At 69.8% G+C, this 19,058-nt stretch carries 14 protein-coding genes; 5 read left to right on the top strand and 9 right to left on the bottom strand.

The window, feature by feature from the left end; all coding sequences use genetic code 11:
* Positions 1-220 precede the first annotated feature (220 nt).
* The 6 genes from OAW74_RS12185 to OAW74_RS12160 all read right to left on the bottom strand — a co-directional run bounded on the left by OAW74_RS12185 (position 221) and on the right by OAW74_RS12160 (position 8,236).
* Positions 221-1,648 carry a GH1 family beta-glucosidase gene (locus OAW74_RS12185; RefSeq protein ID WP_262874651.1) on the bottom strand — a complete coding sequence of 476 codons (1,428 nt, stop codon included), beginning with the start codon at positions 1,646-1,648 and terminating at the stop codon, positions 221-223.
* Positions 1,645-3,882: an alpha-xylosidase gene (yicI, locus tag OAW74_RS12180; RefSeq protein ID WP_262874650.1), complete on the bottom strand. Its 2,238-nt coding sequence runs from the start codon at positions 3,880-3,882 to the stop codon at positions 1,645-1,647. Before yicI ends, OAW74_RS12185 begins: the two co-directional genes overlap by 4 nt.
* Positions 3,882-4,772: a carbohydrate ABC transporter permease gene (locus tag OAW74_RS12175; RefSeq protein ID WP_262874649.1), complete on the bottom strand. Its 891-nt coding sequence runs from the start codon at positions 4,770-4,772 to the stop codon at positions 3,882-3,884. Before OAW74_RS12175 ends, yicI begins: the two co-directional genes overlap by 1 nt.
* A complete protein-coding gene (locus OAW74_RS12170; protein ID WP_262874648.1) occupies positions 4,772-5,743 on the bottom strand; it encodes a carbohydrate ABC transporter permease in 972 nt (323 codons plus the stop codon). The genes OAW74_RS12175 and OAW74_RS12170 overlap by 1 nt, the downstream gene beginning before the upstream one ends.
* A 53-nt stretch (positions 5,744-5,796) precedes the next feature.
* Positions 5,797-7,116 carry an ABC transporter substrate-binding protein gene (locus OAW74_RS12165; protein ID WP_378733930.1) on the bottom strand — a complete coding sequence of 440 codons (1,320 nt, stop codon included), beginning with the start codon at positions 7,114-7,116 and terminating at the stop codon, positions 5,797-5,799.
* Between the two features lie 91 nt (positions 7,117-7,207).
* On the bottom strand, positions 7,208-8,236 hold the full coding sequence (locus OAW74_RS12160) for a LacI family DNA-binding transcriptional regulator (protein ID WP_262874646.1): 1,029 nt from the start codon (positions 8,234-8,236) through the stop codon (positions 7,208-7,210).
* Positions 8,237-8,741: 505 nt separating this feature from the next.
* On the opposite strand from OAW74_RS12160, the gene OAW74_RS12155 reads away from it, so the two are divergent.
* Positions 8,742-9,470: a winged helix-turn-helix domain-containing protein gene (locus OAW74_RS12155; protein WP_262874645.1), complete on the top strand. Its 729-nt coding sequence runs from the start codon at positions 8,742-8,744 to the stop codon at positions 9,468-9,470.
* Between the two features lie 235 nt (positions 9,471-9,705).
* Positions 9,706-10,677, top strand: a complete 972-nt coding sequence (locus tag OAW74_RS12150; RefSeq protein ID WP_262874644.1) for a DNA-3-methyladenine glycosylase family protein — start codon at positions 9,706-9,708, stop codon at positions 10,675-10,677.
* 75 nt (positions 10,678-10,752) lie between these two features.
* On the opposite strand, the gene OAW74_RS12145 is transcribed toward OAW74_RS12150, so the two are convergent.
* Complete coding sequence (locus tag OAW74_RS12145) at positions 10,753-14,244, bottom strand: M14 family metallopeptidase (protein ID WP_262874643.1); 3,492 nt, start codon at positions 14,242-14,244, stop codon at positions 10,753-10,755.
* A 261-nt stretch (positions 14,245-14,505) separates the two neighbouring features.
* Positions 14,506-14,937: an Lrp/AsnC family transcriptional regulator gene (locus OAW74_RS12140; RefSeq protein ID WP_262874642.1), complete on the bottom strand. Its 432-nt coding sequence runs from the start codon at positions 14,935-14,937 to the stop codon at positions 14,506-14,508.
* 76 nt (positions 14,938-15,013) lie between these two features.
* Between OAW74_RS12140 and OAW74_RS12135 the strand changes: the two genes are divergently transcribed.
* Positions 15,014-15,244: a hypothetical protein gene (locus OAW74_RS12135; RefSeq protein ID WP_262874641.1), complete on the top strand. Its 231-nt coding sequence runs from the start codon at positions 15,014-15,016 to the stop codon at positions 15,242-15,244.
* A 71-nt stretch (positions 15,245-15,315) separates the two neighbouring features.
* Positions 15,316-15,501: a DUF1918 domain-containing protein gene (locus OAW74_RS12130; RefSeq protein ID WP_262874955.1), complete on the top strand. Its 186-nt coding sequence runs from the start codon at positions 15,316-15,318 to the stop codon at positions 15,499-15,501.
* Between the two features lie 13 nt (positions 15,502-15,514).
* Here OAW74_RS12130 and OAW74_RS12125 read toward each other — a convergent pair whose 3' ends face one another.
* Complete coding sequence (locus tag OAW74_RS12125; protein ID WP_262874640.1) at positions 15,515-17,605, bottom strand: S9 family peptidase; 2,091 nt, start codon at positions 17,603-17,605, stop codon at positions 15,515-15,517.
* A gap of 281 nt (positions 17,606-17,886) precedes the next feature.
* On the opposite strand from OAW74_RS12125, the gene OAW74_RS12120 reads away from it, so the two are divergent.
* The gene (locus tag OAW74_RS12120; RefSeq protein WP_262874639.1) at positions 17,887-19,056 is read left to right on the top strand and encodes an RtcB family protein; all 1,170 of its coding nucleotides are present in this window, start codon (positions 17,887-17,889) and stop codon (positions 19,054-19,056) included.
* The last annotated feature ends 2 nt before the right edge of the window (positions 19,057-19,058 follow it).

The following is a 19,058-nucleotide window of genomic DNA, read 5'->3' as shown; positions in this document are numbered from 1 at the left end:
AGGCTACGCCCGGGCGGCGACACCGGGGCGCGCACCGACCGCGCGTCGGCACCGCACTCCCCCGGCATCCTGCTCGCGGCCGGCGCCGCCGGCATCCGCCCCTCGCGAGATCAGGAGATTCGGCTGCAACAGGACGATTCGAGCCGAAACGACCTGCGCCGGCGAGATCTCCTGATCTGGTCGGGTGGGGAGGGGAGGATGCGGCAGGCGGGCGCCGGGGTCAGGCCGGCAGCACCCCCGAGGTCGCCAGCTCGCGGAACCAGTGCGCGCTGCGCTTGGGCGTGCGCTCGAGCGTGTCGAAATCGACCCGCACGATGCCGAACCGCTTGGCGTAGCCGTAGCCCCACTCGAAGTTGTCGAGCAGCGACCACACGAAGTAGCCGCGCAGATCGACCCCCTGCGCGAGGGCGCGGTGGACCGCCGTCAGGTGCCGCTGCAGGTAGTCGACGCGGTCGGCGTCGTCGATCGAGCCGTCGGCGGCGACCTCGTCGGCGAACGCGGCGCCGTTCTCGGTGATCATGAGCGGCTGCTCGGGGAACTGCTCCTTCAGCGACACCAGCAGCTCTTCGAGCCCCTCTGGCGCGATGTTCCAGCCCATCTCGGTGTACGGGCCCGCCTGTTCGACGAACTCGACGACCGTGTCGCTGCCCGGCCAGGCGGTGCCGCCCGCGGCGCCCTTGTGGCCGTCGTTCTGCTGCTTCGGCGAGACGCCGTCCCACAGGCGCACGGTCGTGGTCGCGTAGTAGTTGACGCCCAGCACGTCGATCGGCTGGTGGATGTCGGCGAGGTCGCCCTCCCGCACGAACGACCAGTCCGTGACGGATGCCGTGTCCGCCAGCAGATCGTCGTCGTACCGGCCGCGCAGCATGGGCGAGGTGAATGCGCGGTTGGCGAGCGCGTCGACGCGCCGCATCGCCTCGTCCGCGCCGTCGCCGACTCCGCGGAGCACGTGGAAGTTGAGCGTCACGGAGTACTCCGGCGACCCCGTCGAGGTCGCCCGCAGCGCCTGCAGCGCCCGGCCGTGGGCGAGGTTCAGGTGATGCACGGCCGCCAGCGCCGCCGCCGGCTCGTGCCGGCCAGGCGCATGCCCGCCCTGCCCGTAGCCGAGGTAGGCCGAGCACCACGGCTCGTTGAGGGTCGTCCAGGTGTGCACGCGATCGCCGAGGGCGGTGCCCACGACCTCGGCGTAGCGCTCGAACGCGTCGACCGTCGCGCGGTTCGCCCAGCCCCCTGCATCTTCCAGCGTCTGCGGGAGGTCCCAGTGATAGAGCGTCGCGACGGGGCGGATGCCGCGCTCGAGCAGTCCGTCGACCAGCCCCGAATAGAAGTCGAGCCCGCGTCGGTTGACCGTGCCGCCGGCGCCGACAATGCGCGGCCACGCGATCGAGAAGCGGTAGGCGCCGAGGCCGAGCTCCGCCATCAGGTCGAGGTCGCTCTGCCACCGGTGGTAGTGGTCGCACGCGACGTCGCCGGTGTCGCCGTTCCAGACCTTGCCCGGCGTGCGGCTGAAGGTGTCCCAGATCGAGGGCACGCGGCCGTCCTCGCCGGCCGCCCCCTCCACCTGATACGACGCCGTCGCCGACCCGAACGTGAACCCCGCGGGGAACACCAGCCCGCTGTCGCGGTAGTCCGCCGATCCGCCCGTCACTCGGTCACCTCCGCCCGGTCGACCTCGAAGCTCTCGGTGCGCCCGTCGGGCGTCGTGACCGTCACGGATGCCGTCCCTTCTGCGCCGGGAAAGACCCGCAGCGTCAGATCCTGAAGATAGTCGTAATCGGGCCGGTCATCGCGGGCCCCCCACGGCAGCACGGCGCCGGGGCGCACGTACAGCGGCAGGCTCAGGAAGCCGTGCGTCTCGCGGATCCAGCGACCGCCCTCGACCCTCTCGCCGGTGATGAGGCTCGTCCACGTGCCCTCCGGCAGGTAGAACTCCACCTCGCCCGACGCCGTGAAGACGGGGGCCACGAGCAGGTCGGGGCCGAGCATGTACTGCCGGTCGAGGTAGGCGACGGCGGGGTCGCCGGGGAACTCGAGCGCCATCGGCCGCATGAGCGGTACGCCGGTCTCGGGTGCCTCCACGCCCAGGCGGTGGAGGTAGGGCATGAGCCGCATCTTGAGCTTCGTGAACACGCGGGTGACGTCCACCGCCTCCTCGTCGAACTGCCACGGCACGCGGTAGCTCTGCGAGCCGTGGAACCGGGAGTGCGAGCCGAGCAGGCCGAAGGCCGTCCAGCGCTTGAAGACCGCCGCATCCGGGGTGCCCTCGAACCCGCCGATGTCGTGGCTCCAGTAGGCGAAGCCGCTGAAGGCGAGCGACAGTCCGCCTCGGAGCGTCTCGGCCATCGACGGGAAGGTCGAGGTCGAGTCTCCGCCCCAGTGCACGGGCATCGCCTGGCCGCCGGTGGTGGCCGACCGCGCGAAGAGCACGGCATCGCCCTCGCCGCGGGCCTTCACCAGCACGTCGTGCACGGCCCGGTTGTACAGCTGCGTGTACAGATTGTGCATGCGCGAGGGGTCGGAGCCGTCGAAGTAGTCGACCTCGAGCGGGATGCGCTCGCCGAAGTCGGTCTTGAAGCAGTCGACGCCCTGGTCGATGAGCCGCTGCAGCTTCGACTGGAACCACGCCGTCGCGTCGGGGTTCGTGAAGTCGACCAGGCCCATGCCGGCCTGCCAGAGGTCCCACTGCCACACCGAGCCGTCGGCGCGCTTCACGAGGAAGCCCTGCGCCGCCGCCTCGGCGAACAGCGGCGAGCGCTGCGCGATGTAGGGGTTGATCCACACGCACACCCGCAGGTCTTTCTCGTGCAGCCGCGCGAGCATGCCGTCGGGGTCGGGGAAGACCCGCGGGTCCCACTCGAAGTCGCACCAGTTGAACTCACGCATCCAGAAGCAGTCGAAGTGGAACACCGACACCGGCAGCTCGCGGGCGGCCATCTCGTCGATGAACGAGGTGACGGTCTGCTCGTCGTAGTCGGTCGTGAACGAGGTCGACAGCCACAGCCCGTACGACCACGCCGGCACCACCGGGGGGCGACCGGTGAGAGCCGTGTAGCGGCCCAGCACGTCCTTGGGGGTGGGTCCTGCGATGACGAAGTACTCGAGCACCTCGCCCGGCACCGAGAACTGCACGCGCTCGACCGACTCCGAGCCGATCTCGAACGAGACGTGGCCGGGGTCGTTGACGAGCACCCCGTAACCACGGCTGGAGAGGTAGAACGGCACGTTCTTGTAGGCCTGCTCGCTCGAGGTGCCGCCGTCGGCGTTCCACACGTCGACGGTCTGCCCGTTCTTCACGAGCGGACCGAACCGCTCGCCGAGGCCGTAGATGAGCTCGCCGACGCCGAGGTCGAGCTGCTCGTGCACGAACGTCGGCCGGTGCGGCACGGCGGTGCCGGCGCGCGCGTTGCCGACGATGCCGGGGTCGACCTGCGCGTCGCCGTCGAGCTGCACGTACGCCTCGGACTTGTGGCCGCTGCCGGTGACGCGCACCCCATCGACCTCGAACGCGAGATCCCACGGCGCGCCGGGGGCGACGCGGGCAGTGAGGGCGCCGCTCGTCAGCACTCCGCCTTCGGCGGAGACGGATGCCTCGCCCACCCCACCCGCGACCGCGCCCGGCAGTCCGAACCCGCCGTGCCAGGTGCCACCCTCGTGATGTGCGACACGCACTCGTACGACGCCCTCGAGCGGCGACGAGAGCGTGACGGTGAGTACGGGCCGGTTGAGGGTGTCGCCGCGGCCGCGGATGACGGTGGTGGGGGCGGTCACGACGACACCACGGCCGTCGGTGGCGGCATCCGTCTCGTCGATGTCGTAGGCCTCCTGGCCGTACAGCGCCGTGACGCCGGGGCGCAGCTGCCAGAACCCGTCGGTGAACTTCATTACTTGACTGCTCCTGCCGTGATGCCGCGTGTGAGCGTGCGCTGGAAGATGAGGAAGAAGATGAGCGTCGGGATGATGCCCATGAGGGCTGCTCCCGCCGTCGTGGTGACGTCCATGAGCCGGTCGCCCTGCAGCACGCTGATGGCCACGGGCACGGTCTGGTTAGCGTTGGACGGCAGGAAGGTGAGCGGGATCAGGAACTCGTTCCACGTCCAGATGAAGAAGAAGATGAGCAGCACTGCGAGCGTCGGGCGGCTGATCGGGAAGACCACCCGCCACAGGATCTGCCATCGGGTCGCGCCGTCGAGCGAGGCCGCCTCGAGCACCTCTTTGGGGAACGTGCCGAAGACGGATGCCAGGAGGTACGTGCCGAAGGCCGCCTGCACGACCGTGAACACGATGATCACCGACCAGACGTTGTCGTAGAGGCCCACCGACTTGAACATGTAGTACAGCGGGTACAGCAGCGCCTCCTGCGGCAGGAGGTTGGCCAGCAGGAACAGCAGCACGATCCAGGTGCGGCCACGGACGCGCCCTATGCCGATCGCGAAGGCGTTGAGCACCGAGATGAGCACGGCGAGCACCGCGACCACGCTCGAGATGAAGATCGAGTTCCACACCTTCTCGGGGAAGTTCACCCGCACCCAGAACTTCTCGATGCCGCTGAAATCCAGTGCCTGCGGGAGCGCGAACGGCCCCGAGGTCGCGTAGTCGATGGGCGACTTGAAGGCGTTCACGAGGATCAGATAGAAGGGCACCATCACGACGATCGCGCCGAGGATGACCCCGACCAGCAGCACCCAGTCGGCGGGGCGCTTCTTGGTCATGCCGCCGCGGGCCCGCTGGCGCTTCGCGCCGCGGCCGGTGACGACCAGAGTGGTGGCAGCCATCACAGACCCGCCCTTTCCTTGCGCTCCAGCGAGCTCTGCACGCGGATGAAGATGATCGAGACGATCACGACGAGGATCGTCAGCACCGTCGCGATCGTGGCGCCGTAGCCGATGTCTCGCTTGGTGAAGAACTCCTGGTAGGCGTAGTACGCCGGAACCAGGGTGGCCCCTGCGGGCCCGCCCTGCGTGATGACGTAGACGGGACCGAAGACCTTGAGGGCTGCGATGGTGCAGGTCAGCGTGACGACGAAGATCTCGGGGCGGATGATGCTCAGGGTGATGGCTCCGAACCGCTGGAACCAGTTCGCTCCGTCGAGCTCTGCCGCTTCGTAGAGCTCGGGATCGACGCGCTGCAGCGCGGCCATGAACACGACGATCGGATAGCCCAGCTGCACCCACACGAGCACCGCCATCAGAACCAGCAGCGCGGAGGGCATCTGGCCGAGCCAGTCGAAGGCGGGCAGGCCGAAGGTGCTGAGGATCTGGTTCATCGCCCCGGTGGGGCCGGGGCGGAAGATCCACCCGATCACGATGCCGGCCACGGCGATCGGGAGGATCTGCGGGAGGTAGTAGGTGGCCCGAAGGAAGCTGCCGAGCTTGCCGCCGAACTTGCGCCCGACGACGTCGAACAGCAGCGCCGCGATCACCAGACCCAGGATCGTCGGCACGATCACCATCGCGATGACCATCCAGATCGAGTTGGTGAACGAGGTCCAGAACTTCTCGTCGGTGAAGATCTTGAGCCAGTTGTCGAGCCCGATGAACTCGGGCGTGCGCACGCCGCGCCACTTGGTGAACGTGAGATACACGTTGAACAGCAGCGGGATGACGATGATGACCAGCAGCAGCACGAAGCCGGGCAGCAGGTACACCCAGTAGCCGGCGGTGCCGCCGCGGCGCTGCGGGATCGCGGGCTCCTCCGGGGGGAGCTTGGTGCGCGCGCCGCGCTCGGCGCGAGTGGTGACAGACATGGTGGTGACTCCCGTGGTGCGGGGGCGGCGTGGCCGCCGCCCCCGCTGGTCGGTCAGCGGAAGTCCGCTGTTCCTGCTTCGTACTCGGCGCCGAGGTTGGAGTTCGTCGTCGCCGCATCCTGCGTGCCGGTGACCAGGCCCTGCAGCTGCTGCACGATCACGTCGTAGAAGCCGGGCGCGGGCCAGTCGGGGTAGAACGAGAGACCGTCGGCGTCGAGGATGCCGTTGAAGGTCTCGATGAGCGCGGCGCTCTTCTCGTCGGTGATGTCGGCGGGGTCGGCCGCGACCGGCACGCCGCCGTTGTTGCCGATGATCGCCTGGATCTCGGGGCGCATCGTGATGTCGATGAACTCATAGGCGAGGTCCTTGTTCGCGGCGTTCTCGGGAACGACCCACAGGTTGCCCGACGAGCCGAGCGACAGGTCGGAGCCGGGGAAGGCGGCCATCGACCAGTCGAACCCGGTGGCCTCCTCGACGAAGCGGCCGTACCACCACGAGCCCGACACGAAGATGGGCGCGCTGCCGTTGATGAACGAGACGCCGGCATCCTCCGCCTTCATCGACGAGACGTCCTCGGCGATGTAGCCCTTGTCGACGTAGTCCTTGAGGGTCTGGGTGGCGTAGGTGAGCTCGGGGCCCTGCCAGTCGACGGGGTTCTCGTAGAGCTGGTAGTCGTTGACGAACTGGCGGTCGGCCTGCGAGAGGGCGAGCTGGTACCAGAGCTGCCCCAGCGGGTATTCGGCGCCCGCCTCGGCCAGCGGCGTGATGCCCTTGGCCACGAACGCGTCGAGCACATCGAGGAACTCGTCGTAGGTGGTGGGGACCTCCAGGCCCGCCTCTTCGAACGCGTCGAGGTTGTAGTAGACGCCGACGAACTCGCCGTAGTTCGGGATGCCGTACCACGTGTCGCCGCCCATGACGCCGTCTTCGCTGTACTTCGCCGTCGTCTGCAGCGACGGGGCGAGCTTGTCGGCCCAGCCGTACTCGTCGACCGCGTCGGAGATGTCGGCGATGAGGCCGGTGGAGGCGAGGAAGCCCGCCGTCGCGTTGCCCTTGTTGAACTCCATCAGGTCGGGGGCCGCGTCGGAGTCGAGCACCTGGCTGGCGGTCTTCTGGATCTGCTCGAACGACTTCTCCTCGAACTCGACCGTCGCGCCGGTCTCCTCTTCGAAGACCTTGATCGCCTCGGCCCACGCCTTGCCCATGGCGCTATCGGCGCCCTCGTAGTGCCAGAGCTTGAGGGTCTTGCCCTCGGCGCTGTCGCCGTCGCCGCTGTCGCCGCCCGAGCAGCCGGCGAGCGCGAGCGCGCCGACCGCCACGGCTCCGACGGCCGCGAGAACGCGACCCCTGGACTTCTTCGTCATGCGTGCCATCTTCGGCATTCCTTTCTTGGTGTCCGGCTGCGCCGGTGGGTTGTCGAAGCGCTTCGATGAGAAGCGCGCGGATATCGGGTCGTGGGTGGGTTCAGTCGCCTCGAGGTGCCGCGACCGAGCCCCGCGCGATGAGGGTCGGTGCGATGAGGTGGAGCCCTGGACGGGGCGGGTCGTCGGTGAGGCTGCGGATCGCCAGCGCCACCGCGAGATCGCACGAGGGTTCGGGCTGCAGCGGGATGACGTCGAGGGCGACCGGCAGCACCGAGGTGTCGAAGGAGGCCGCGACCGAGACGATCGAGACGTCGTCCGGCACCCGCAGCCCGCGGGCGTCGAGCTCGGCCAGCACGGCGCCGTGCACGTCGTCGGCGGCGTGCACCAGCAGCGCCGTCGCGCCCGCGTCGATCAGCTCACCGGTGGCACGGCGCGTGGCCGCGACCGACGACAGCCGCCCTCCGGAGGTGCGCGACGACAGTTCGGCGCCGCGGCGCTCGGCGTGCGCGTGCGCCGCCCGGCGCAGCCTCGGGGGGAAGTTCGACTTCTCGTACGCGACCTCGGGCTGCCCCACGAGACCGATGCGGGTGTGCCCCTCGTCGAAGACGCGGTCGACGGCGAGCTCGGCGGCGCTCTCGAAATCGAGGTCGACGCAGATGAGCCCCTCGTGGTCGTCGGGCACGCCGATGAAGATCGAGGGGGTCTCGATCGTGCGCGAGAGCGCGACCCGCTCGTCGTCGGGGGCGACGTCGAGCACGAGGATGGCATCGACCAGGCCGCTGGCCGCGACCCGTCCCATGCCCGCCGAGGCCTGCTCCTCGGTCAGCAGCAGGATGTCGTAGTCGTGCCGCCGGGCCGCGACCGATGTCGCCAGCACGAACGACATGTGCGTGGGCGCATGGCTGTCTTTTCGCAGCGGCTCGGTGAGCGCGAAGATGTGGGTGCGGCTGCCCGCCAGCATCCGCGCGCCGGCGTTGGGGCTGTAGCCGAGTTCGCTCACGGCCTGCTGGATGCGTGCGCGCGTGCCCGCAGACACCGGGCGCTTGCCGCTGAGGGCGTACGACACGGTGCTGATCGAGACGCCGGCGGCCTTGGCCACCTCGTCGATCTTCACCATCTCAGACTCCATCGTGTGTGAGTGTCGAAGCGCTTCGCGTAAGCGCTTCGACAGCGAGATTAGGGGGCCGAGCGGCGAAGCGCAAGCCATTTGTCGGAATTGCCCACAAATTGGTCATGGCCACACGCGCGGTCCGGTGAGCAGAGTGCTCAGCCTCGGCGTGCGGCGGATGCTGCGACTGCGCGATTTGACGCGCGGCGACATGGTCCGTCATAATCGCCGACATGACTGACTTCGCGCATTCTCTGTCCGCCTGGGAGGCGAACGGGACTGCCGGCATGATGATGCCGGCGCGCGCTGTCATGTGTTGTCGAATGTGCCGCTGACACGGTGACCCCCGCTGGACTCCCCCGCGCTTCTGCAACACGCGAAGGCTGAGTCCCCGAGCATCGGACCGCGCAGACCCGCGCACCCGTGTGCTCCGCACCGCGACCCTCACCCAGGATCGCGAACAGACAGCACCGCAGAACCCGCTTCGAGGCGTATCGCCCGGGTTCCCACTCCAAGGACTCCTCTCATGTCGACCACCGCCCTTCTCGACCGCCCGACCACCGCCCGTCCCGATCTGCGTCTCGTGCCCGACCCGGCCCCGCGCATCGAGGTCGCCGCAGCCCCTGCCCCCGCGCAGCGCAATCTTCCGCCCGGGGTGGCCCCTCGAGGCTTCGCCCTGTACGTCGGACTCGACGAGGAGAAGGCCGCCGCATCCGGCGTGTCGCTCAACGTACTCGTCGAGGCGCTCCGCCGCACGATCGCCGAGCTCTCCCCCGAGGCCGAGACCTACGCCACCGTCGCGCTCGCCCCCGTGGGTGCGGGCGGCCGCGACGTCGACGTCGTGCGCCTCGCGCTGCACGAGCCGTCGGCGGTCGCGCGCACCAAGGCCGACGAGCCCGAAGAAGAAGACCGCGCCCCCGGCGGAGTCGTCGTCGACATCTCGCGCAAGCGCGTGCTGATCGACGGCCAGTCGGCCGCGTTCACGTTCAAGGAGTTCGAGCTGCTGCAGTACCTCGTGCTGCGCGAGGGCCGCACCATCGAGCGGGCCGAGCTCGTCTCGTCGCTGTGGCAGCAGGGCGACGACGAAGCCCCCGGCGAGCGCACGATCGACGTGCACGTTCGGCGCCTGCGCGCCAAGCTCGGCCGCTACGAAGACATCGTGCGCACCGTCCGCGGGGTCGGCTACCGCTTCGATCGGCACGCCGACGTCGTGATCCGCTACGGCCACGGCACGCCGTCGCCCGACCGCTTCTGAGCCGGCGCGCCGCTGCGCGCTGCGCGGCAGCATCCGATCGCTTCGGTCGTCACGTATGGCGACCCCGAGGGCCCCGCAGGTCGCCGTATACGACGACTGAACGAGCTCCCTTTCGGTTCAGTCGTCACGTATGGCGACCCCGAACGCCCCGCAGGTCGCCGTATACGACGACTGAGCGGCGGGCCGCGCGCCGCTGCCGCCGGGAATGTCGGATGCTGCGGCGTACCGTAGTGGCATGAGTCGGGGTGTGCGAGAGGCGGTCGTCGGCGGTGCCCCGCAGACCCGCGACCCGCGGCCCGCGCACGAGCGTCCGCTCGAGACGGAGTACCGCCCTCGCCATCCACTCGACCTGCACCGCACGGTGGGCTTCCAGCAGCGCGGGCGCAACGACCCGACCATGCAGCGCCACGGCGCGGTGATCTGGCGCGCGTGCCGCACGCCAGAGGGCATCGCGACCCTCGCACTGCGCGAGGTCTCCCCCGGCGTCATCCGGGCGGCGACCTGGGGGCCGGGCGCCGGCTGGGCCCTCGACCAGGTTCCGGCCCTGTGCGGCGCGAACGACGATCCCGCCGGCATGCCCGAGCCGCCGCATCCGCTCATCGCCGAGGCGCACCGCCGCCACCCCGGCCTGCGCCTGGGCCGCACCGACCTCGTCTTCGACGCGCTGGCGAGCGCGATCTTCGAGCAGAAGGTCACCGGCCTGCAGGCCTTCGGCGCGTGGCGACGCATCGTCACGTGGTGCGGCGAGCGCGCCCCCGGCCCCACCCCGACTCCGATGTTCGCGCCGCCGTCGGTCGAGGGCTGGCGCGGCATCCCCTCGTGGTCGTGGCACCGGGCGGGGCTCGAGCCGCCGCAGGCGCGCGCCGTCGTCGAGGCGGCCCGCCGCGGCGAGGCGATCGCGCGGGCGACGGCCGCCGACGCCGACCGTCTGCTCACGAGCCTGCGCGGCATCGGCCCGTGGACGGCGGCCGAGACCCGCATCCGCGCCTTCGGCGACCCCGACGCGGTCAGCGTCGGCGACTTCCACCTCGCCCACCACGTCGGCTACGCCCTCGCCGGCGCGCGCACCGACGACGACGGGATGCTGGAGCTGCTCGCCCCGTATGCCGGCCACCGCCAGCGCGTCATCCGGCTGATCGGCGCAGCCGGGCTGCACGAGCCGCGCCGCGGCCCTCGACTGCACCCCGAAGACCACCGCAGCCGCTGACCCCCTGGCTGTGACACGGCACGACCCCGCCGAGCAGATGCCCGACGGGGTCGTCCGTGTGCGCGACTCAGGGGGTCAGCCGCGCACCTTCACGGTCTTGGTGGGGGAGACCGACGACGACAGGTTCGAGCTGCCGCCGTAGGTGACCGTGATCTTCGCCGTGCCCGTCTTCGCGAACTTCGGCAGCGTGAACGTCTTGCTGCCCTTGTCGGCCGCGCTGAGGGTGAAGGTCTTGACGGCCTTCCCGTTCACGCGCACGGTGATCTTGCCGCTGGGCGCGATCGACGACGCCGCACCGGGCACCTTGACCGTCACCGTCGCCTTGGCGCCCGATCGCTTGAGCGTCGAGGCCACCTTGAGCGACGAGGTCGTCGACGCCTTGGTGACCTTCACCGAGACCGTCGAAGACGACGCGCCGCTGGTCACGGCGTCGCCCGCGTAGGTCGCGACGACCTTGTGGGTGCCGACCGTCAGCGACACCGGGAGCGAGACCTTCGCCGTGCCTCCGGAGATGGTCGCCGAACCCGCCGAGCGTCCGTCGACGGTGAAGGTGACCTTGCCGGTCGCCCCTCCGTCCGGACCGGTGACGACGGCCGTGGCCGTCGAGGCACGACCGTAGGCTGCGCCCTTGGTCGTGACCGACACCGTCGAGGCGGCCTTCGTCACGGTGTAGTCGACCGCGGCGCTGGTCGACACGGCCAGTGCCGAGCCCTCCTGCGGAGTGAACACCGCGGAGAGCGCGTGCGCACCCACCGCGAGGTCGGCCGGCAGGGTGACCTTGCCGTTGCCGTAGGAGTTGACCGTCACGGTCGCGATGGTCTCGGTGCCGTCGAGGATCGACACCGTTCCCTTGCGGCTGGGGTTGCCGGCGGCTGCGACCTTGACGGTAGCCGTCGCCGGAGCACCGTAGACGGCTTCTGCGGAGCTCAGCGAGAGGGTCGTCTCGGTGGCCACCGGTGCCGTGAGCACGTCGTCGGTGGCAGGCTTGGCAGTCCAGTAGAGTGCCGTCGCCGCCTCGGAGAAGTGCCCGCGCGGGTGCGCCCGGAAGAACACCGACGTGCCGAACACCATCGCCTTGGCGCCCGAGTCGAGCGTCGCCGAGAAGGCCGACGCACGACCGGCCGCAGCGGTCGGTCCGTTCGTCGAGGTGGTCTGGCGCCAGTGGCCCGAGATGAGCGGGTTGCCCTCACCGTAGGTCTGCTCCACCGTGCCGTGACCGGTCGCGTCGAGTGCGAACGAGTACGCCGGGTAGACGAACCCGTACTCGGTGTCGAGCTCGCCCAGCACGCCGTCCGAGACGGTGTCGAGGTGCACGACGCCGTTGCCCGAGCTGTTGCCGCTGACGGTGGTCGACTTGGCGTCGTACCACGTGTTGGCGAACGTCGCCGCCCCCGTGCCACGGCCGACCGTGCCCTTGCCCGCGGCCACGAAGCTCTGCACCTGGGCGTAGGCGACCGGCTGCGACGACGAGCTGGGGGCCAGCGCCGATCCGAGCCACAGCACGTCGGCACCGTCGAGGGTCGTCGCCCCCGACTGCAGCGTGGCTGCCGTGACGAGGGTGAGCTGATCGGCGGCGAAGCCGAGCTGCTTGAGCGACTGCAGGTCGTCCTGCGTTCCGGTGTAGGCGATCTGCAGCTCGTCGAGCGGCTTCACGTCGTCACCGGCCAGCTCGAGCCCGGTGGTCGCCTCGAAGGCGACGCCGTACTCGTCGGCGACCTCTGCCGCCGCCTCGTAGCTCGCGGTGTCGTTGCCGATCACAACCGTGTTCGTGCCCACCATGCTCGCTGGCACGTCGTCGGCCAGCAGGGCGTTCAGCCCGGCGAAGTCGTCGACGCCGTCGAGCTCGAAGGTGAGGTAGGAGCCGGCCGCGGGAAGCGACGAGGTGTCGGCCGCAGCCGTCACGCCCGAGGTCGCCACGGGCAGGTTCGCGTCTTCGGTCGAGCCGATGGGCGTGACCGTCGCGCCCCACAGGTAGCCGTGGCTCCACGCGGAGATGTCGTACATCGACGGCACCCACGCCGAGATGTCCGAGCCGGCCGCCAGCAGCGCGTTGGCCAGACCGCGCAGCGGCTGGTGCATGTCGACGATGTAGCTGCCCGCTTCGTAGTCCACGCCCTCTGCGGTGAAGTCGTCCTTCGCGACCGACACCTGCACACCATGACTGAGCAGGAAGTCGACGAGGTACGCCGCATCGGAGTCCGATCGCTGCGCGTCACCCGAGGGGATGACGTAGCCGCGGGGGAACGTCGCGACCGACTCCTGGTCGTGGCCGTTGGCGTCGCCCTGGTCCCAGAGCTCGACCCACTCGGTGGGTCCGGTGATCGTCGAGGCGTCCAGACCGGCGTCGATCGTGCGCAGGGGCTCGCCCGCGGCGCCGCGTCGGAAGATCTCGATCTGGTTCTTCAGGATCTCGTCATCGTTCTCGACGATGTAGTCCATCGTCGAATCGATCACCTGGAAGCCGACCTTCGTGTCGACCGCCGAGTTGAAGGCGCTCGTCGTCGCGTTGCTCGTGCGTCCGAGCGGCAGCTCCGCGGTGTACGAGATCGCGCCCTGGTAGGCCACGTACTGCGCGGTGAACACGGGGGGCCAGTCGTCCCATCCCGACGGGGTGTCGCGGAACGGGATGATGATGCCGCTCGTGTCGGTGAGGGTGGTGCTGGTGGCACCTGTCACCTTGTCGCGGTAGGTGTTGCCGGGGATGGCAGCATCCACGACGTCTTCCTCGATCTTCAGCGCCGCGGCGTACGCGTGGCCGATGAACAGGTCGTAGTCGTAGTTCTCACCGTGCGGCGGTCCACAGGGCTCGATCTGCAGCACGTTGGTGTAGCCGTGCAGGTCGATGAAGAAGATGGGCTGGATGAGCGCGGTCAGGTCGCGGATGAGCGTCGTCTCGGGCGTGACGTTCGTGACGAAGTCGCGGTTGAGGTCGAGGTTCATCCCGTTCGGGCGCTGACCGAGGATGCGGCCGTCGGGGTTGTTGGTCACCGTGAAGTACATGCGGTACTGGTCGAGCATCGCCTTGACCGACGAGGTGTTCTCGTTCTCGATCAGGTACTCGATGTAGTCCAGTGACGCGTCGGTGCCCTCCCACTCGTTGCCGTGGATGTTGCCGTTGAACCAGATCGGGTCCTTGTACCCCGCCAGCAGCTCGTCGTCGCGCGAGGCGGCCGCGGCGTTGTACTTGACCTCGTCGCGCCACGTCTCCTGCTGGGCGGTCTCTGCCGCCGTCTCCGGAGCGGTGACGGTCACGAGGTAGATGTCGTAGCCGTTCGCCGACTGCCCCACGACCTGCGTGGAGAGGATGTCGGTCTCGTCCATCCAGTCGTTGAGCTTGGGCGCGATCTCGTCGTAGGGGATCGCACCTCGGGCGATCGACGCGTCAGCGGGGTTGTCTGGCCACTCGCGCAGTTCGGGCTGCACGGGATAGCTGTCGGGGAACTCGATCCCCAGTGAGGCCGCGCTCACGGTGTCCGCTGCTGCGGATGCCGGTGGTGCGACGACGAACCCCGCGAGGAGCGCCGCACCGGTAGCTACGGCGGTGATGGTGTGTCGTGGAGTGGACACGTGTCTCCATTCATCGTCGGCGGTGCTTAACCGCCCCGCGGACACACGTGATGGAACTGTCGGACTCCGTGGGGGACGGTGACGCACATATGTGTGCGCTGATCGGATGGTATGAGTTGCGTGTGAAGGGGTGATCTCCGGAACGTTTCCGCCGTGTTACCGGATCTCAACGCACGGTTGCTGCGAGAAGTAACGCCTGACGCAAGAATTATGCGCTTGAGCGGAAATCGACGCGGATATCCTGCGCGCCCCTGAAGCGAATCAATCCCGCCGGAGGACGGGCGTGAGCACGATCGCGCTCACCGTGTGATCGACGTTCGGCGCTTCGCGGATGCGCTCGATCGCGGCCTCGAGCCGTGCGATCGTCGGGGCGACCATGTGCACGATGGCGTCGGCCTGCCCGCTGATCGTGCTGGCGTTCTGCACCTCGGGAACCTGTTCGAGCAGTTCCCGCAGCACCTGCGGGCTGACCGTGCCCGAGCAGTAGATCTCGACGTAGGCCTCGATGCGGTCGGGGCGGTGCGCGGCGCCGGTGCGCACGCTGAACGACTCGATCACGCCGGTGGCCACGAGCCGGTCGACTCGACGCTTCACCGCGGATGCCGAGAGCCCGACCTCGCCGCCGATGCGCCCATACGACGCGCGACCGTCGACACGGAGAAGATCGAGGATGAGTTCGTCGGTGGCGTCCACGACAGCGAGGATACGCAACATCCGCGAGTCGGCCACGCCAGGACGCGACGACGCGCCCACCGCATAGGCTGATCGCATGACCTCCCCCGACGCTCACAGCGGCTGGCCCAAGGGCCGAGTCGGCTGGCTGGCCGGAACCGTCGTGCTGCTCGTGCTCGGCGTCGTGCTCGGGCTCATCCTGCAGAACGTGTGGCTGGGGCTCGCGATCGCCGTGGTGATCTCGATCGGATGGCTCATCGCCTACGAGTCGTGGCGCGGCAAGACGCCTGGTCTGGACGACCCCTACGACGACGGCGCGAAGCTCTGACCCGCGCCCGCGCGCGGCCTCTACCCACCGGCATCCGCCCGTCGTATCGTGGCGATGAGGGGGTGATCGACATGCAGGCCAGCGTCGGCGATCGTGTGACGATCCACGGACGAACGGTCGGAGCGGGCAACCGCAGCGGCGAGGTCATCGAGGTGCGCGGCACGCCGGAGGCGCAGCTGCTCGTGGTGCGCTTCGACGACGGCCACCAGGCTCTGATGTCGCGCGGCAGCGACTGCGAGATCACGCACGTCGCCTAGCCGCGCGCGGCGGTCAGCCGAGGCGGTCGGGGCGCACCCACTCCCCGCCGAGCACGTGCTGCGCGAGGAAGGCGAACACGGTCTCGTACCAGACGACGGCGTGCTGCGGCTTCAGCACCCAGTGGTTCTCGTCGGGGAAGTACAGGTAGCGGTGCACCGTCGACCCGTCGTCGGCGGCGAAGGTCGTGTTCAGCTCGGACCACAGCCGCAGCCCCTCCCCGATCGGCACGCGGTAGTCGCGGTCGCCGTGCACGACGAGCATGGGGGTGCGGATGCTGTCGACGAAGCGGTGCGGAGAGTTCTCGACCATCGCCTCGGGCGTGAAGATCGACGTCCAGTAGCTCGTGAGATCGGTGGTGCCGGCGAACTGGTCGAGGGCCCACAGGCTCGCGTGTGTGACGATCGCGTCGAACCGGTCGGTGTGCCCGGCCATCCAGTTGGCCATGTAGCCTCCGAACGAGCCGCCCATCGCCGCCGTGCGGGACTCGTCGACATCGTCGCGCGCGACGACGGCGTCGGTGATCGCCATGAGGTCGGTGTAGGGCGCTGCTCCCCACGCGTTCCAGCCGCGGGCGATGAACTCCAGCCCGTAGCCGGTCGACAGGGCAGGATCGGGCAGCAGCACGGCATAGCCGCGGGCGACCGCCAGCTGAGGGTTCCACCGCCAGCTCCACGCGTTCCACGAGCTCAGAGGTCCGCCGTGGATCCACAGCAGCAGCGGCGCCGGCGCGGCGGCCGAGGCCCCGGGGGGCAGCATGAGCCAGCCGCGCACGCGCGCGCCGTCGGGGGCCGTCGCCTCGACGTCGACCATCGTCGCCGGCACCTCGGGGAGGGCGACGGGTGCTGCGAGCGGCGTGATCCCGCCCGAGCGCGCGATGCGCACAGCGTGGGCAGGGGCCATCCACGACGAGCGCAGTGCGACGAGGTCGCCCGTCGTGCGATCGACTCGCACGTCGGAGTAGGCGAAGTCGTCATGCGTGAGCTGCGCCGGCTCGCCGCCGTCCAGAGGCACCAGGAAGATCGGGCCACGGCCGTCCTGGTCTGCCGTGACGATCAGCGCGGCATCGTCGGAGTCGAAGGTGAGGCTCGTCGGCCAGCGGTCCCAGGCGGGGGCGAGGCGGGCGGCATCCGTCCCGTCGATCGCGGCGATCCACAGCTCCTGCTGCGTCGGGCCGGCAGGAGTCGGCTTGACGGAGCGCACGAAGGCGACCCTGGTGCCGTCGCTGCTGACGACCGGGGCCTCGAAGTCGGTGTCGGGCTCGTCGAAGAGCACGGTGTGCGCGCCGGTGGCGACGTCGATCGACACCAGTCGATAGCGCGCGTCGGCGCCGACCGGCACCCGCAGCGCGGCGACGACGGTCGCCCCGTCGGGGGTGATCGCGACCCCCGCGGCGTCGGCCGAGCGTCCGGGCGCGGGCGTGAGGTCGCGCGGCCGCGGCAGGTTAAGCGGGTAGGGGGTGGGGGCCGCGGTGTCGCCGGTGTCGTCGGTCGCCGCTTCGTCGCGCACGGCGCCGAGGGTGTCGCTCAGTCCTTCGAGGTCGACGCCCAGCAGGTGCGGCTCGGCGGGGCCGAGGTCATGGTCCCAGTACCGCACCGGGTAGGTCTCGTGCAGGATCGCGGCGACCTTGTGCGTCTTGCGGTCCGCGCGCAGCTTCGCGTCGTCTTCGAGCGTGGCGGCGCTCGGCAGCAGGTCGGCCCCGATCACGAGCCGGGCGGATGCGGTGGCGACCGCCGCGATCGACCCCACGCCGCCGGCGAGCCGCGTGACCGGTCGCGCCTCGCCGCCGGTGGCGGGCAGCATCCACAGCTGTCCCGCGGTGTCGTCGGATTCTTCGGCCTCCGCGTCGGGGCGGGCCGAGACGAACAGCACGTCACCGTCGGCCGTGAAGGCGGGCGCCGATTCGCCCTTGGCGGAGCGGGTGAGGCGCACGGCACCCTCCGCGCCGTCGGCGGGCACCTGCCACAGCGACCGGTCGAACCCGGTGCCGTCCTTCTTCAGCGTCGCGATCGTGAGCACGGCCCGCGTGCCGTCGGGCGAGAGCGCGAGCCCTTCGATCCGAGGGAGGGCCAGGTAGTCGTCGAGGGAGTCGAAGCGCGTGGGCATGACTTCACGCTACGCCGGTTGACGACCGCACCCGCCACCGGTACAGTCGCAAGGCTGCGTCGACCGATGCAGCATCCACCGGAGGAGACGACGATGGCGCACCAGAGCAATCTGACGCCAGCGGAATCGGGCAAGCCCCAGTTCCGCTACGAGTCGTACCCTCCGGCGCGAGCCGTCTGACACCGCCACTGTCGACGCCCCGCACCGTCAAGGTCCGGGGCGTTTTCCGTGTCACCCTCCTGCACGGCGAGCCTCCCGGCCGCCACGCAAGGAAAGGAAACATGGAGAAGCTCTCCGATCGGCTGCTGTCATGGGCCAGCATCATCGACGAGAAGACCGTCGAGCAGGCCCGCACGTCATCGCGCATGCCGTTCATCTACCCGCATCTGGCCCTCATGCCCGATGCCCACCTCGGGAAGGGGGCGACCGTCGGGTCGGTCATCCCGACGCTCGGCGCCATCATCCCCGCCGCCGTCGGTGTCGACATCGGCTGCGGCATGATCGCCGTGCGCACCCCGTTCACCCGCGACCAGCTGCTCGCGCGCGACCTCACGGCTCTGCGCGAGCAGATCGAGCGCGCCGTGCCGCTGTCGGCGGGGCGCGACAACCGCAAGGTCGTCGCCACCGCCGAGCCGCGCGTGGCCGAGCTGGAGGAGCTCGCCCGTGAGGCAGGGTTCGATCCCGGCCGGTACGCCCCGCACTGGCGGCTGCAGGTGGGCTCGCTCGGCTCTGGCAACCACTTCATCGAGATCTCGGCCGACGAGAACGACGCGGTGTGGATGTTCCTGCACTCGGGCTCGCGAGGGGTCGGCAACAAGATCGCCACGCACCACATCGGCGTCGCGCAGCGCGCGGCGACGCAGTGGTGGATCGATCTGCCCGACCGCGACCTCGCCTACCTCGTGGAGGGCACCGAGGAGTTCGATCGGTACATCGCCGAACTGCGGTGGGCGCAGCACTTCGCCCTGCTCAACCGCGAGGAGATGATGGACCGCGTGTCCCGACAGCTGTCGGAGGCGATGGGCGCCGAGGTCGAAGAGCTCGAGCGCATCAACTGCCACCACAACTTCACCGAGCGCGAGAAGCACTTCGGAAAGGAGGTGTGGGTCTCGCGCAAGGGCGCGATCAAGGCGGATGCTGGTCGTCCCGGGCTGATCCCCGGGTCGATGGGCACGGCGTCGTACGTCGTGTCGGGGCGGGGCCACCCGCTCTCGCTCGACTCGTCGCCGCACGGCGCCGGGCGGGAGTACTCGAGGTCGGCCGCGCGCCGCACCTTCACCCACGACCAGCTGCGCGCCGCGATGGCGGGCATCGAGTTCCGCGACACCGACGCGTTCATCGACGAGATCCCGCAGGCATACAAGCCGATCGATCGCGTGATGGCAGACGCTGCCGACCTCGTCGAGGTGCGGCACACCCTGCGCCAGCTCGTGAACGTGAAGGGCGACTGAGC

Source organism: Microbacterium fluvii, assembly GCF_025515205.1.
Lineage (GTDB): Bacteria > Actinomycetota > Actinomycetes > Actinomycetales > Microbacteriaceae > Microbacterium > Microbacterium fluvii.
The sequence above is the reverse complement of the archived record's forward strand: the minus strand, read 5'-3'. Positions and strand labels throughout refer to the sequence as shown.

Excerpts from the sequence above, each read along its gene's own strand:
- OAW74_RS12135 (WP_262874641.1), top strand. The coding sequence starts at position 15,014 with ATGACCTCCCCCGACGCTCACAGCGGCTGGCCCAAGGGCCGAGTCGGC.
- OAW74_RS12150 (WP_262874644.1), top strand. The coding sequence starts at position 9,706 with ATGAGTCGGGGTGTGCGAGAGGCGGTCGTCGGCGGTGCCCCGCAGACC.
- OAW74_RS12155 (WP_262874645.1), top strand. The coding sequence starts at position 8,742 with ATGTCGACCACCGCCCTTCTCGACCGCCCGACCACCGCCCGTCCCGAT.
- OAW74_RS12170 (WP_262874648.1), bottom strand. The coding sequence starts at position 5,743 with ATGTCTGTCACCACTCGCGCCGAGCGCGGCGCGCGCACCAAGCTCCCC.
- OAW74_RS12165 (WP_378733930.1), bottom strand. The coding sequence starts at position 7,116 with ATGGCACGCATGACGAAGAAGTCCAGGGGTCGCGTTCTCGCGGCCGTC.
- yicI (WP_262874650.1), bottom strand. The coding sequence starts at position 3,882 with ATGAAGTTCACCGACGGGTTCTGGCAGCTGCGCCCCGGCGTCACGGCG.
- OAW74_RS12125 (WP_262874640.1), bottom strand. The coding sequence starts at position 17,605 with ATGCCCACGCGCTTCGACTCCCTCGACGACTACCTGGCCCTCCCTCGG.
- OAW74_RS12160 (WP_262874646.1), bottom strand. The coding sequence starts at position 8,236 with ATGGAGTCTGAGATGGTGAAGATCGACGAGGTGGCCAAGGCCGCCGGC.
- OAW74_RS12120 (WP_262874639.1), top strand. The coding sequence starts at position 17,887 with ATGGAGAAGCTCTCCGATCGGCTGCTGTCATGGGCCAGCATCATCGAC.
- OAW74_RS12130 (WP_262874955.1), top strand. The coding sequence starts at position 15,316 with ATGCAGGCCAGCGTCGGCGATCGTGTGACGATCCACGGACGAACGGTC.
- OAW74_RS12175 (WP_262874649.1), bottom strand. The coding sequence starts at position 4,772 with ATGGCTGCCACCACTCTGGTCGTCACCGGCCGCGGCGCGAAGCGCCAG.